The 13,645-nt window shown below is 65.8% G+C and carries 13 protein-coding genes; 9 read left to right on the top strand and 4 right to left on the bottom strand.

Annotated elements, in window-relative coordinates:
• The first annotated feature begins 102 nt into the window (after positions 1-102).
• The 3 genes from gcvPA to SMA01S_RS08290 all read left to right on the top strand — a co-directional run bounded on the left by gcvPA (position 103) and on the right by SMA01S_RS08290 (position 3,702).
• Positions 103-1,461 (top strand): aminomethyl-transferring glycine dehydrogenase subunit GcvPA, encoded by a 1,359-nt coding sequence (gene gcvPA / locus SMA01S_RS08280; protein WP_066820270.1) that lies wholly within the window; start codon positions 103-105, stop codon positions 1,459-1,461.
• A 93-nt stretch (positions 1,462-1,554) separates the two neighbouring features.
• Positions 1,555-3,126 carry an aminomethyl-transferring glycine dehydrogenase subunit GcvPB gene (gcvPB, locus tag SMA01S_RS08285; RefSeq protein WP_066820272.1) on the top strand — a complete coding sequence of 524 codons (1,572 nt, stop codon included), beginning with the start codon at positions 1,555-1,557 and terminating at the stop codon, positions 3,124-3,126.
• A gap of 60 nt (positions 3,127-3,186) precedes the next feature.
• Positions 3,187-3,702: a CcdC protein domain-containing protein gene (locus SMA01S_RS08290; protein WP_066820274.1), complete on the top strand. Its 516-nt coding sequence runs from the start codon at positions 3,187-3,189 to the stop codon at positions 3,700-3,702.
• Here the strand turns inward: SMA01S_RS08290 and SMA01S_RS08295 are convergent.
• Positions 3,699-4,619 (bottom strand): DMT family transporter, encoded by a 921-nt coding sequence (locus SMA01S_RS08295; protein ID WP_066820459.1) that lies wholly within the window; start codon positions 4,617-4,619, stop codon positions 3,699-3,701. The two genes, SMA01S_RS08290 and SMA01S_RS08295, sit on opposite strands and share 4 nt — an antisense overlap.
• 78 nt (positions 4,620-4,697) lie before the next feature.
• Here SMA01S_RS08295 and SMA01S_RS08300 point away from each other — a divergent pair, with 78 nt between their 5' ends.
• From SMA01S_RS08300 to SMA01S_RS08310, 3 genes are all read left to right on the top strand, one after another.
• Positions 4,698-6,233, top strand: coding sequence for an aminoacyl--tRNA ligase-related protein (locus SMA01S_RS08300; protein WP_066820276.1), 1,536 nt, complete (start codon positions 4,698-4,700; stop codon positions 6,231-6,233).
• Between the two features lie 97 nt (positions 6,234-6,330).
• On the top strand, positions 6,331-6,759 hold the full coding sequence (locus SMA01S_RS08305; RefSeq protein WP_066820278.1) for a hotdog fold thioesterase: 429 nt from the start codon (positions 6,331-6,333) through the stop codon (positions 6,757-6,759).
• A 58-nt stretch (positions 6,760-6,817) separates the two neighbouring features.
• The gene (locus SMA01S_RS08310) at positions 6,818-7,714 is read left to right on the top strand and encodes an extracellular catalytic domain type 1 short-chain-length polyhydroxyalkanoate depolymerase (protein WP_169804215.1); all 897 of its coding nucleotides are present in this window, start codon (positions 6,818-6,820) and stop codon (positions 7,712-7,714) included.
• Positions 7,715-7,727: 13 nt separating this feature from the next.
• Here SMA01S_RS08310 and SMA01S_RS08315 read toward each other — a convergent pair whose 3' ends face one another.
• From SMA01S_RS08315 to glpD, 3 genes are read right to left on the bottom strand one after another with little or no spacing between them, the layout of a single operon-like run.
• Positions 7,728-8,039, bottom strand: a complete 312-nt coding sequence (locus SMA01S_RS08315) for a PilZ domain-containing protein (RefSeq protein WP_066820283.1) — start codon at positions 8,037-8,039, stop codon at positions 7,728-7,730.
• A 57-nt stretch (positions 8,040-8,096) separates the two neighbouring features.
• Positions 8,097-9,035 (bottom strand): oxygen-dependent tRNA uridine(34) hydroxylase TrhO, encoded by a 939-nt coding sequence (gene trhO / locus SMA01S_RS08320; RefSeq protein WP_066820461.1) that lies wholly within the window; start codon positions 9,033-9,035, stop codon positions 8,097-8,099.
• A complete protein-coding gene (gene glpD / locus SMA01S_RS08325) occupies positions 9,032-10,498 on the bottom strand; it encodes a glycerol-3-phosphate dehydrogenase (RefSeq protein ID WP_066820285.1) in 1,467 nt (488 codons plus the stop codon). Before glpD ends, trhO begins: the two co-directional genes overlap by 4 nt.
• A 116-nt stretch (positions 10,499-10,614) precedes the next feature.
• Between glpD and SMA01S_RS08330 the strand changes: the two genes are divergently transcribed.
• The 3 genes from SMA01S_RS08330 (at position 10,615) to SMA01S_RS08340 (ending at position 13,610) form a co-directional block, all read left to right on the top strand.
• Entirely contained in the window at positions 10,615-12,909 is a 2,295-nt protein-coding gene (locus SMA01S_RS08330) for a ribonuclease R family protein (protein ID WP_066820287.1), read from the top strand.
• Between the two features lie 105 nt (positions 12,910-13,014).
• Positions 13,015-13,260 (top strand): hypothetical protein, encoded by a 246-nt coding sequence (locus SMA01S_RS08335; protein ID WP_066820288.1) that lies wholly within the window; start codon positions 13,015-13,017, stop codon positions 13,258-13,260.
• A complete protein-coding gene (locus SMA01S_RS08340; protein WP_066820289.1) occupies positions 13,257-13,610 on the top strand; it encodes a hypothetical protein in 354 nt (117 codons plus the stop codon). Before SMA01S_RS08335 ends, SMA01S_RS08340 begins: the two co-directional genes overlap by 4 nt.
• The last annotated feature ends 35 nt before the right edge of the window (positions 13,611-13,645 follow it).

The raw sequence follows: 13,645 nt of genomic DNA on the forward strand, positions 1-13,645 counted from the left end.
GGGGGGGGGGGGGGGGGGGGGGCCCTCTCCACGGGCGATGTGCTTGAGGCACCGCCCCACCCCCAACCCCTCCCCTGAAGGGGAGGGGCTTTGGAGAATTCAATGCGCTACTTGCCCCTGACCCAGCCTGATCGCGAGGCGATGCTCGCCACGATCGGCGCCAAGAGCATCGACGATCTGTTCGTCGACGTGCCCGCGATCGCCCAGCTCGACGGGCCGATCCGCGATTTGCCGATGCATGCGTCGGAACTCGCGGTCGAACGCCACATGACCAGGCTGGCGAAGAAGAATCTGGCTGCGGGTGACGCGCCGTTCTTCCTTGGCTGCGGGGCGTATCGCCATCATGTGCCGGCATCGGTCGACCATCTGATCCAGCGCGGCGAGTTCCTGACTGCCTATACGCCGTATCAGCCGGAGATCGCGCAGGGCACGCTGCAGATGCTGTTCGAGTTCCAGACGCAGGTCGCGCGCCTGCTTGGAACCGATGTCGCCAATGCCTCGATGTACGACGGCTCGACCGCATGCTGGGAAGCGATCGGCATGGCACGGCGCATCACCAAGCGCGGTAAGGCGATCCTGTCGGGCGGGCTTCACCCGCATTACGTCTCGGTCGCCAAGACGATGGCCAAGTACACCGGCGATCATCTCGAAACGTCGCTGCCGTCGCTATCCGCCGAGACCGATATCGACAGCCTGATCGCGGCGATCGACGACGATACGTCGTGCGTCGTGGTCCAGTATCCGGACATTCTCGGCCGCATCGCCGACTTGCGCCCGCTGGCCGACGCCGCGCATGCGAAGAAGGCGCTGCTGATCGCGGTCGTCACCGAGCCGGTCGCGCTCGGCGCGCTCAAGTCGCCGGGCGAAATGGATGCGGACATCGTCGTCGGCGAGGGCCAGTCGATCGGCGTCGGGCTGCAATTCGGCGGTCCCTATGTCGGCCTGATGGGCTGCAAGGACAAATATATCCGCCAGATGCCTGGCCGCTTCTGCGGCGAGACCGTCGATGCCGAGGGCAAGCGCGGCTTCGTGCTGACGCTCTCCACCCGCGAGCAGCATATCCGCCGCGAAAAGGCGACGTCGAACATCTGCACCAATAGCGGGCTCTGCGCGCTCGCCTTCTCGATCCACATGACCTTGCTCGGCGAAGCGGGGTTGCGCGCGCTGGCCGCGACCAACCATGCCGGCGCGGTCGCCGCGGCGGAGCGGCTGGCCAAGGTGCCCGGCGTCGAGCTGGTCAACGACACCTTCTTCAACGAGTTCACGCTCAAGCTGTCCAAGGAAGCGCGGCCGATCGTGCGCACGTTGGCCGACAACGGCATCCTCGGCGGCGTGTCGCTGGGGAGGCTCTATCCGGGCGCCGACGATCTCGCCAACGGCCTGGTCGTCGCGGTCACCGAAACCACCACCACGGAGGACGTCGAGACGCTTGCCTCCGCGCTTCAGGAGGCGCTGGCATGAGCGCATCCCGCGATCCGTTCGCCCTGAGCTTGTCGAAGGGCGTTGAGACTCACCTGGGCTTCGACAAGCTCAGCCCGAACGGGGTTTTTTGAGATGACGATCAACCAGAGCGGCTGGCGCCCCGAAATGACCCCGGAGCGCCGTGCGAATGACGCGACCTTCACCGGCAACCGCGCGCTGATGCTCGAAGAGGCGCTGATCTTCGAGATCGGCTCGACCGAGACGACCGGCGTCGAAGTCGCCGAGCCGGCCAAGGTCGCCTCGCGGCTCGGCAGCCTCGCGCGGACGGCGCCGATCGGCCTGCCGGGCCTGTCCGAGCCCGAAGCGGTGCGCCATTATACCCGCCTCAGCCGCCAGAATTACGCGATCGATCTCGGTCTGTTTCCGCTCGGATCGTGCACGATGAAGCACAATCCGCGCTTGAACGAGAAGATGGCGCGTCTGCCCGGCTTCGCCGACGTCCATCCGCTCCAGCCGGTCGATACCGTGCAGGGCGCGCTGGGCGTCATCAACGAACTCGCAGTGTGGCTGATCGAGCTGACCGGCATGCACGGCGTGGCGATGACGCCCAAGGCCGGCGCGCATGGCGAATTGTGCGGCATCCTGTGCATCAAGGCCGCGCTCGAAGCGAAAGGCGAAGGCCACCGCAAGGTCATCCTGGTTCCCGAATCGGCGCATGGCACCAACCCGGCGACCGCCGCGTTCGCCGGCTATACCGTCGAGGACATTCCGGCGACCGCCGAAGGCCGTGTCGATGTCGAGGCGCTCAAGGCGCGGCTCGGACCCGATGTCGCGGGCGTGATGATCACCAATCCCAATACCTGCGGCCTGTTCGAGCGCGAGATGAAGACGATCTCGGATGCGGTTCATGCGGCCGGCGGGTTCGTCTATTGCGACGGCGCGAATTTCAACGCGATCGTCGGGCGGGTGCGCCCGGGCGACCTCGGCATCGACGCGATGCACATCAACCTGCACAAGACCTTCTCGACGCCGCACGGCGGCGGCGGCCCGGGGTCGGGACCGGTGGTGCTGTCCGAGGCATTGTCGCCTTACGGCCCCTTGCCGTTCACCGAGCGCCATGCCGATGGGCATATCACGCTGGTCGAGGAGGAAACCGTTGGTGACCGCCATCCGCACAGCTTCGGACGGATGTGCGCCTTCAACGGCCAGATGGGGATGTTCACCCGCGCGCTGACCTATATCCTCAGCCACGGCGCCGACGGCCTGCGCCAGGTTGCCGAGGATTCGGTGCTCAACGCCAATTACATCCTGCGCAGCCTGGAAGACACGCTTGACGCACCGTTCGCGGCGTCGGGGCCGTGCATGCATGAGGCGATCTTCTCCGACGACGGCCTGCCCGAGGGTTTCTCGACGATCGACATCGCCAAGGGGCTGATCGACGAGGGCTATCATCCGATGACGATGTACTTCCCGCTCGTCGTCCATGGCGCGATGCTGGTCGAACCGACCGAGACCGAATCGAAGGCGGCGCTCGATCAGTTCATCGGCGCGCTGCGGTCGGTTGCCGAACGCGCGAAGGCCGGAGACGAATCGCTGCGCTCCGCCCCGCATTTCGCCCCGCGTCGCCGCCTCGACGAGACGCTCGCGGCGCGCAAGCCGGTGCTGGTGTGGAAGGATCCGGAACTGGCGCAGGCGGCCGAATAGGGCTGGCGCGAGAGTGAGTTAGTTTGCTATGACAGTCTCCGGGGTTTCTCGGGGACTATCATGCAGCAGCAACAGCTTATCGGTTACGCCGTCACCACAGTCGTCGTTGTAGCATTGCTGGCATTCCGCTTGCGGCGGATGAGCCAATTGCGCCGATTGCGGCTGGAGACGCTCTGGATTGTTCCGGCGATCTATCTGATCTTCGCCGGCGTGATGTTCTACCAGTTTCCGCCGACGGCGATCGGCTGGGCAATCAGCGCCGCCGCCTTGCTGGCCGGCGCCGCGATCGGCTGGCAGCGCGGCAAGATGATGCAGATCCACGTCGATCCCGAAACGCATGTGCTCAACCAGAAGGCGTCACCTGCCGCGATGATCTTCATCGTCGTCCTGATCGCGGTGCGTATGAGCGCCAAAACCATCCTCGCGAGCGGGGTGGGGACCGGCTTTCATATCAGCGCGATGCTGGTCACCGACGTGCTGATCGCTCTGGCATTGGGGCTGTTCGCGACCACACGGCTGGAGATGTTCCTTCGCGCCCGCCAGATGCTCGACCAGGTGCGCGGCGCGCGCGCCTAATCCGCAATCGCCTCGCTGACCTGCGGATGGCGCGAGACGCGGTGCTCGCGCCAGACGATGTAGAGGCCACTGGCGACAATCACCGGCGCCCCGACCCAGGTCCAGGGCGTCGGCAGCATGCCGAACAATACCCAGCCGTAGAGCGTCGCCCAGATCAGGCTCGAATAGTCCATCGGCATCACGGCCGAGACCGGCGCGTATTTGAGCGCGGCGGTGAAGGCGATCTGCCCCAGCCCGCCGACCAGTCCCATCGCGATCAATACCGCGAAGGTCGTGGCGTCGTGGGCGTGTGCAAAGAACGGATAGATCAGCGTCATCGGGACCATCGACAGCGACGAGAACCAGAAGACCGTCGTCACCGGCGCGTCGACCTTGCCGATCTGGCGGAGCTGGATCGCGACCAGCGCGACGAACACCGACGAGGTGAGTCCGACCAGCGCGCCGCCGATCGGGAAATGGCCACTGCCGGGCTGGGTGACGATCAGCACGCCCGCAAACCCTGCCGCGACCGCGCCCCAGCGATGCCAGCCGGTCGGCTCCTTGAGCACCAGCGCGCCCAATATGGTCGCGAAGATCGGTACGGTGAAGGCGAGGGTGGTAGCCTCGGCCAATGGCAGCAACAGCACCGCGCCGAAGTTGAACGCCATTCCGGTCAGTCCCACCGAAGCGCGGATCACCTGACCGCGAACCGCCCGCGACCGGACAGCGCTCAGGCCCGGGCCGGCGACCATCATATAGGCCAGCACCACCGGCACGGCGCAGCCCTGACGAAAGAACATGATTTCGGCGAGGTTGGCGCCGCGCGTCTCGGCGACCTTGATCAGCGCCGACAGGCTCGACAGCAGCAACACCGCGAGCAACCGCATCGCGATGCCCAGCATCACGCGATCGTCATTCCCAGGCGCGGTATCCCCCATGAATTCGACATGCTCCGCGCCGTAGCCCAGCACAAGGCGGGGTGACGCAGCGGCGCGCGGGCGCTATCCGCCCGCGTCATGATCAAGCACGCTTTATCCGTCACCCGCGCTCAGAACTTCGCGGAATGGTATCAGACCGTCATTGCCGAGGCCGATATGGCCGAGGAGAGCGGGGTTCGCGGGTGCATGGTCATGCGGCCATGGGGCTATGGCATCTGGGAACGCATGCAGCGGTTGATCGACGACCGCATTCGCACGCTCGGCTATGACAATACCTATTTTCCTTTGTTCATCCCGCTCTCTTATTTCGAGAAGGAAGCGGAGCATGTCGAAGGCTTTGCCAAGGAAATGGCGGTCGTCACGCACCATCGCCTGATCCCCGACGGCAAGGGCGGGCTGGTGCCCGATCCCGCCGCCAAGCTCGAAGAGCCGCTGATCGTCCGACCGACCTCGGAAACGGTGATCGGCGCTGCCTTTGCGCGCTGGATCCAGTCGTGGCGCGATTTGCCGGTGCAGATCAACCAATGGGCCAATGTCGTCCGCTGGGAAATGCGCACGCGCATGTTTCTGCGCACGTCGGAATTCCTGTGGCAGGAAGGGCACGCAGCCTATGCCTCGGCCGAGCAGGCCAAGGCGGAAACCGCCAAGGCGCTGGAACTCTACCGTTCGTTTGCCGAGGAATGCGTCGCGATGCCGGTGATCGCCGGCGAGAAGCCCGAGAATGAGCGCTTCCCCGGCGCAGTCGAAACCTGGTCGATCGAGGCGATGATGCAGGACGGCAAGGCGCTCCAGGCGGGCACCAGCCACTTTCTCGGCACGCATTTCGCCGAAGCGCAGAACATCCGCTTCCAGAATACCGAGGGGCAGTTCGAGCCGGCCAACACGATCAGCTGGGGCATGTCGACGCGCATGGTCGGCGGCCTGATCATGACGCATGGCGATGACGACGGTCTGCGCGTGCCGCCGCAGGTCGCGCCGTGGCAGATCGTGATCGTGCCGATGCTGCGCGACAATGACGAGGATGCCGCGCTGATCGATTATTGCTCGGGGCTACGCGACGAACTCGTCAAGCAGAGCGCGTTCGGCGAGCCGCTGCGCGTGCTGCTCGACCTCAAGGCGACCAAGGCGACGACCAAGCGCTGGAACTGGATCAAGAAAGGCGCGCCGATCGTGATCGAGGTCGGCGGGCGCGATATGGCGGGCGGCAACGTCTCGCTGATCCGCCGCGACGCGCTGTATCGGGAGGACGGCAAGCTCGACAGCGCGGTGGTGGCGAAAAACGATTGCGTGGCGCAGTCGGCGGCGACGCTGGCAGAGATCCAGCACGGCCTCTACACCCAGGCTAAGCTGCGGCTGGACGGCAATATCGCGACCGACGTGACCGATATGGACGGGCTCAAGGCCTTCTTCGCCGACAGCGTCGAAAAGCCCGGCTGGGTGCTCGCGCAATGGTCGAAGCCGACCGGCGCGGCGCTCGACAAGGTCGAGGAGCAATTGAAGGCACTCAAGCTGACCTTGCGCAACACGCCGCGCGATGCCGCGCCGGCCGACGGCACCTGCATCTTCACCGGTGCGCCTGCGGTCGAACGCGTGCTCATAGCCCGGGCTTACTGAACCTCCTCCGTTCGCCCTGAGCTTGTCGAAGGGCGTGTTTCGGACATGTGCTTCGACAAGCTCAGCACGAACGGTGGGTAGAATGGGAGAATCCCAAATGATTTGGTTCGGCGGACAAAAGCCCGATCTCGCGGCAATGACCGCGATGGGCGGGAAGTCGATGCCCGGCCTGCTCGGGATCGAATTCCTCGAAGCGGGAGACGATTGGGTATCGGCGCGGATGCCGGTCGATCATCGCACGCACCAGCCGTTCGGGCGGCTGCACGGCGGCGCCTCGGTCGCCCTGGCGGAGACGGTGGCATCGATGGGCGGCGCGATGACGCTCGACCCGTCGAAGCAGGTCACGGTCGGCATGGAGATCAACGCCAACCACATTCGTCCGGCGATGTCGGGCCATGTCACAGCGACCGCCAGGGCGGAGTCGCTGGGCCGGACGACGCAGATCTGGACGATCCGCATCACCGACGATGCCGGCAAGCTGATTTGTCTGTCGCGCATTACCTTGGCGGTGATCGCGATCGCCTGACGCGAAGGGCGGCGCTCCCTCGCGCGTTGAACGTCGCATGAGGGCAAGGAGGGCCACCATGCGTTGGATATTGGTGTTGATGGGGATCGTCGGCATCGTGCTGCAGCTGCCGACGAGCGCGCCTGCGGCCGATGGGCCGCTCGCGCCGCATCGGATCGGCAATCGCACGTATCAATTGTTCGTCCCGCCCGGCGGCGGCCGGCGCCCGCTGGTCATCGCGCTCCACGGCGGCGGCGGTAACGGCGCACAGGTCGCCAAGTCGGCCGGGCTGATCGACAAGGCGGCCAGGGAAGGCTTCATCCTTGCCTTGCCCGAAGGATCGTCGCGCTTCGGCAAGCTCGAAACCTGGAATGCCGGCGGTTGCTGCGCTTATGCGATGCGCAAGAAGGTCGACGATATCGGCTTTATTCGATCGATGATCGACGAGCTCGAGCGCACCCAGTCGGTCGATCCCAACCGCGTCTATGTCGTCGGCATATCCAACGGCGGCATGATGGCCGAGCGCGTGGCGATCGAACTCGGCGATCGCATCGCCGGCGCGGCGGTATTCGTCGGCGCATTGTTCGGCAACGAGCCCAAACCGGTCGCCGCGGTGCCGATGCTGATCGTCAATGCCGAGAAGGACGAACAGGTGCCGGTCGCCGGTGGGACCAGCACGACGGGAATCGTCCGTCGCTCGCAGGGCATGCCGTACAAGCCCTCGCGCTACGCCGCGACATTCTGGGCGACGGCAAACCGTTGCACCAGGGGGCCGGCGAAGACCGAAACCGCCGATTATGTCCGCGAGCTATGGACCGGCTGCGCGAGCGGCGCGGACGTCGACTTCTACATCATGAAAGGTGCCGAGCATGGCTGGCCGGGCCGCGGTCTCGGTCGTCCGGGCGTGACGCGCAACACCGGCAAGATCGACGGCACGGCGCTGATGTGGGATTTCTTCGCGACGCATCGTCGCTGAGACGGAATGCGACTCAGCCGATGCGGAGAGTCAGCGAGCGCATCATCTCGCGCTCGATCGGTTGGTCGAAGCGTGCGCCGATCAGGCCGTCGGCACACCAGATCACCGTAGCGGCGATCGGCGCGCTGCGATCGAAACGGAGCGTCAGCGATTCGCCCTGCTCGGCCTCGATACGGCTGGCGAGGCGGCAGCCATAGATCGACAACTGATGGAGCGCGGCCTTTCGATGGCGTTTCACGCTGGCATGCGCGACCGACAGGACCGGTTCCCGATCATATTTGGCGTCGGTCGCCCGGCGGCGAAAATGCGAAAATGTCGTAGCCATCGTCCGGCCCCCGTCTGCCCTTGAAACGGCTATGCAACGAGGTCGGTTAATGACTGGCTAAATTGGATTTTTCGGGGGCTTGAGGGGTAGCCGCGCGCCGACATGCGCCTCGCCGCGCGCTTCGGCCAGCCGAGCCTGCCGGTGGCGTTCGGCATAGCCTGCACGCTGGGCGGCATCGCGAGTGCCATGGCAGGCGGGACAGCTCACCCCTTCCTCATAGAGCGGCGAACGGCGATCCTCGGTACTGACCGGCATGCGGCAGGCACGGCACAAGCCGTGCGTGCCGGGCGCGAGCCCGTGCCTGACCGCGACGCGCTCGTCGAACACGAAGCATTCGCCCTGCCAGCGGCTTTCGGCTGGCGGCACCTCTTCCAGATATTTCAGGATCCCGCCCTCCAGGTGATAGACCTGATCGATCCCCTCGGCCCTGAGCAGCGCGGTCGCCTTCTCGCAGCGTATGCCTCCGGTGCAGAACATCGCGACGCGCGGCGCGGCCGCAATCTCGTCGCGATGCGCGGCGACCCAGGCGGGAAAGTCGCGGAAGCTTTCGGTCTCCGGATCGATCGCACCAGCGAAGGTGCCGACCTTGACCTCGTAATCGTTGCGCGTGTCGATGATCATCGTGCCGGGTTGCTCGATCAGCGCGTTCCAGTCGGCTGGCGAGACGTAATGGCCGACTCCCGTTAGCGGGTCGATGTCGGGCATCCCCATCGTCACGATCTCGCGCTTCAGCCGGACTTTCAGCCGATGGAACGGCATTGTCTCGGCGGTAGCTGTCTTGACCTGCAGCGCGGCGCAATCGGGCAGCGCGCGGATATGGGCGATCACCGCGTCGATCCCTTCGGGCGGCCCGGCAATCGTGCCATTGATCCCCTCATGGGCTAGCAGCAACGTGCCCTTGATCCCTTCTGCTTCGCACAAGGCCAGCAGCTGCCCCCGGATCGCGTCGGGATCGGGGAAGCGAACGAACTGATACAAAGCGGCGACGCGGATCACGTCAGCGCGTCCCACGCCCCTTCGAATGCAGCGCGTTGCTCGTCGCTGAGATGCAGGCCGACCTTGCTCCGCCGCATCAGCGCGTCCTCGGCCGTCCGCGCCCATTCGTGGTCGCGCATCCACCGCGCCTCGATCTCGGTCAGTCCGCCGCCCAAATCGGCGCCCATGCCGGCTTCGTCGGTCACGCCGGCGAGCATGTCGCCGAGCATCGTGCCGTAAGCATGCGCCATCCGCAGCGACCGATCCTCGCCGAGGAACGGCCAGGTCGCGCGGACCTGGGCGACGAACTGGTCGAAGTCGGCGATCGCGCCTCCCGGAAAGACGCGCGCGCGTGACACCGGGCGGCGTTTGAGTCCCAGTTCCGGACCGAGCTTGCCCATCGCGTCCTCGGCCAGATGGCGCCCGGTGGTGATCTTGCCGCCGAATACGCTCAACAGCGGCGGCCCGTCGGTATCGAGTTCGAGCACGTAGTCGCGTGTCACCGCCTTCGCCTCGCTCGCACCATCGTCGTAGAGCGGACGCACGCCCGACCATTTATAGGTCACGTCCGCGGGCGTGATCTGCTTGACGAAATGATGGTTCGCACCCTGGCACAGATAGGCGATCTCGTCGTCCGTGATCGTCGCATCCTCGGGCGCATCGACCGGGATGTCGGTGGTGCCGATCTCGGTCCCGCCTTGCCACGGAATGGCGAAGATGATGCGGCGGTCGGGTAGCTGGAGGATATAAGCGTGATCGCCCTCATAGAGTTTGGGCACGACGATATGGCTGCCCTTGACCAACCGGACATTGGCCTTGCCGTTCAGCCCCAGGCGCTTGAGCATCAGATGGACCCAGGGGCCTGCCGCATTGACCAGCGCGCGCGCCTCGACCGTGCGCCCGTCGGACAGGGTTGCCGTCCAGCGATCGCCATCGCGCCGCGCCGCGTCGAGCGAGACGCGCGTGCAGATCTCGGCGCCATTGGCATGCGCGTCGACCGCATTGAGAAGCGTGAGCCGAGAATCGTCGACCTGGGCATCCGAGTAAACGAACCCGCGCTCGCCGCCCTTGAGCGGCGAGATATAGTCCTTGTCCGATGAGCGAAGTCCGCGCGAGCGAGGCAGGGTCATTTTCCCGCCCAGCATGTCGTAGAGGTAGAGCCCGATCCGGACCATCCACCACGGCCGCACGGCATTCTCCTGCGGCAGGACGAAGCGTAACGGGCGGATGATGTGCGGCGCGGCGTGGACCAACAATTCGCGCTCGCGCAACGCCTCGGCGACCAGCCGGAAGTCGTAATATTCCAGGTAGCGCAAACCGCCATGGATCAGCTTGGTCGAGGCCGACGAGGTGTGGCTGGCGAGATCGTCGCGTTCGACCAGCAGCACCTTCAAGCCCAGCAAAGATGCCTCGCGCGCGATCGCGCATCCATTGATCCCGCCGCCGGCGATGAGGAGGTCGTAGCGTAGAGGGTCGTTGGCCATTACCCCACTATCCGGTCGCGTCGAAAGAAGTCGAGCCGCGTTTTTAGATACCACTTCTCGATAGTCTCCAAGCCGACGGTTGGTGGTTGCGCAATTCCGCCGTATCTTGCCTCGACATGGCAAAACCAAAGCACAAACCCGGCCTTCCCACGCGACAGCAGATCCTCGATTTCATCGCCTCGTCCGATACGCCGGCAGGCAAGCGCGAAATCGCGCGCGCGTTCGGCCTGACCGCGCAGGAAAAGATCGCGCTCAAGGCGCTGCTCAAGGACATGGCCGATGAAGGCCTGATCGACAGCGCGCCGGGTCGCGCGTTCCACAAGATGGGCGGACTGCCCAAGGTGACCGTGCTCCGCATCTCCGATGTCGACGATGGCGGCAACGTCTGGGCGGTGCCTGAACGCTGGGAAGCCGAAGGCGTGCCGGTGCCGCGGCTGCGTGTGCGCGAACGGAGCAAGCGATCCGCTCTCGGCGTCGGCGACCGTATCCTCGCGCGCACCGAAGAAGCGGGCAAGGGCTGGATCGCGCACCCGATGAAGCACCTAGCCAAGGGCGAGGAGCTGATCCTCGGCGTGCTCAGGCGCGAAGGCGACAGGCTGTGGCTCGAAGGTGTCGAGAAGCGCGAGCGGCGGCATTATCAGGTGTCCGATGCGGGCGATGCCGAACCGGGCGACCTGGTGCTGGCCGAAAAAGCCGGGCGGCCGCCGCGCATCACCGCGCGGGTGACGCAGAGGCTGGGCGACCCCTTCGCGCCGCGCAGTTTCTCGCTGATCGCAATCCACGAACACGACATTCCCGACCGCTTTGCCGACGAGGCGCTGGAAGAAGCGGAGCGCGTCGCGAAGCAGCCGCTGGGCGAGGGCCGTGAGGACCTGACCGACCTGCCGATCGTCGCGATCGACCCGGCCGATGCGCGCGACCATGACGACGCGGTCTGGGCGGCACCCGACGACGATCCCAAGAATGTTGGGGGGTGGAAAGCGGTGGTCGCGATCGCCGATGTGTCCTTCTACGTCCGCCCCGGTTCGGCGCTCGATCGCGAGGCGCGGCGGCGCGGCAATTCGGTCTATTTCCCCGACCGCGTCGTGCCGATGTTGCCCGAGATCCTGTCGGCGGAGGTGTGCTCGCTCAAGACCGGCGAGGACCGCGCCGCGCTCGCCTGTCATCTTCAGATCGCCAAGGACGGGACGCTCAAGTCGTGGCGCTTCACCCGCGCGGTGGTGCGGATCGCGGCGAACATCGCGTATGAGGATGCGCAGGCGGCGATCGATGGGTTGGACGCGGGCCGACCAACCACCGTTCGTGCTGAGCCTGTCGAAGCACGGGATCTGGACACGCCCTTCGACAAGCTCAGGGCGAACGGGTTGTTGGAAGGCGCGCTGGTTCCCCTTTGGTCCTGCTGGGCCGCCCTCGCCAAGGCCCGCGACAAGCGCGAGCCGCTCGATCTCGACCTGCCCGAACGCCGCGTGATGCTCGACGAGCTGGGCCGCATCCTGTCGGTCGCGCCGCGCGAGCGGCTCGATGCGCACCGGCTGATCGAGGATTACATGATCGCGGCCAACGTGGCGGCGGCCAAGGCGCTCGAGGCGAAGAAGGCGCCGGTCATGTACCGCGTCCACGAACCGCCGGCGCGCGAGAAGCTGGTCGCGCTCAAGGATTATCTCGAGACCTGGGGCGTCAAGTTCGCGCTCGGCCAGGTGATCCAGCCGGCGACCTTCAACCACATCCTGAACAAGATCGGCGACGTGGATTTTCGTCCGCAAGTGATGGAACAGGTGCTGCGCACGCAGACCCAGGCTTATTACGCGCCGGAGAATCACGGCCATTTCGGCCTCGCGCTCGGCAGCTATGCGCATTTCACCTCGCCGATCCGCCGCTATGCCGATCTGATCGTCCACCGCTCGCTGGCCGCCGCTTATGGCCTCGGCCCTGGCGGGCTGACCGATGACGAAGCGGCAGGAATGGAACGGATCGGTGAATCGATCAGCCGGCTCGAGCGCCGCGCGATGGAAGCCGAGCGCGACACGATCGACCGCTATGTCGCGGCGTTCCTGGCCGAGAAGGTCGGCGAGATCGTCGAGACCCGCATCACCGGCGTGCAGAATTTCGGGATCTTCGCGACCGTCGCGGGGATCGGCGGCGATGGCTTGCTGCCGGTGCGCGACCTGGGCGGCGAATATTTCCGCTTCGACGAGGCGGCGAAGAAGCTGGTCGGCGAGGCCTCGGGTGACGAATATGCGATCGGCCAAGTGCTGCAATTGCGGTTGGCGGAAGCCAATCCGGTGTCGGGTGCCTTACGCTTCGAACTGCCCGAAGGGCGCTACGCGCCACCGCCGGGCAACAAGCCCGCGCGTGTCTTGAAACGCCGCGGCCGTCCGCCCAACATCCGCCATCAAGGGCGACGACGTTGATGGTATACAATATACAAAACGAAGGGTGAGCTTGTGGGTGGAGCAGCGGCAGGAGCAGCAGCGGGCGCGACGGCACGAGCGCGGCGCAGATTGGTGTCGCATTTCATGACGCAGAACGCCGTAGTTGCCGACAAGGCGATCTCCTATGTCCCGAGTCGCGGGATCGAACGCCGCCTACTCGAGCGCTTGATCGAGAACGGTGTCGTCCATGTCGGCAAGGCGGGCACCTATTGGCTCGATATTCCGGCCTTCGACAATTGGACCAGGTCGCGTCGCCGCCGCGCCGGGTTGGCGGTCGGTGCCGCGGTCGCGATCGGCGTCGCGCTCGGGTTCCTGGCGGGGGGCGGATGAGCGGCAAGCTCGACCTGATCGGCGTCGTGCCGCAACCTGGGCCAGCGGGGCCGCCGCCGATCCACCCGGCGATGTTGCGCACGCGCTCGCGGATCGCGCGCGCGATGATCCAGGCGCACGCGCTGGCACCCGACCAGGCGATCGCGTTCAGTCCGGGGCCGAGCGACGTCGCCGAGCTGATGAAGCTGAGGAAAGCCGGCGTCGTGCGGGAGACGCTGCCGGGCCATTATTGGCTCGACCTGGTCGCCAATCATTATCGCGAACAGCAAGCGGGACGCGTCCGCGCGATGTGGGCGGTCGGCATCTCGCTGGTGATCGCGGCGGTGGCGGTGCTGTTCTACCGCGGCTGACTTGACCGTGCTCGTGCCTTCACGGGAGCGCGAAA

It is taken from the genome of Sphingomonas mali NBRC 15500 (genome assembly GCF_001598415.1).
GTDB classification, from domain to species: Bacteria; Pseudomonadota; Alphaproteobacteria; order Sphingomonadales; family Sphingomonadaceae; genus Sphingomonas; species Sphingomonas mali.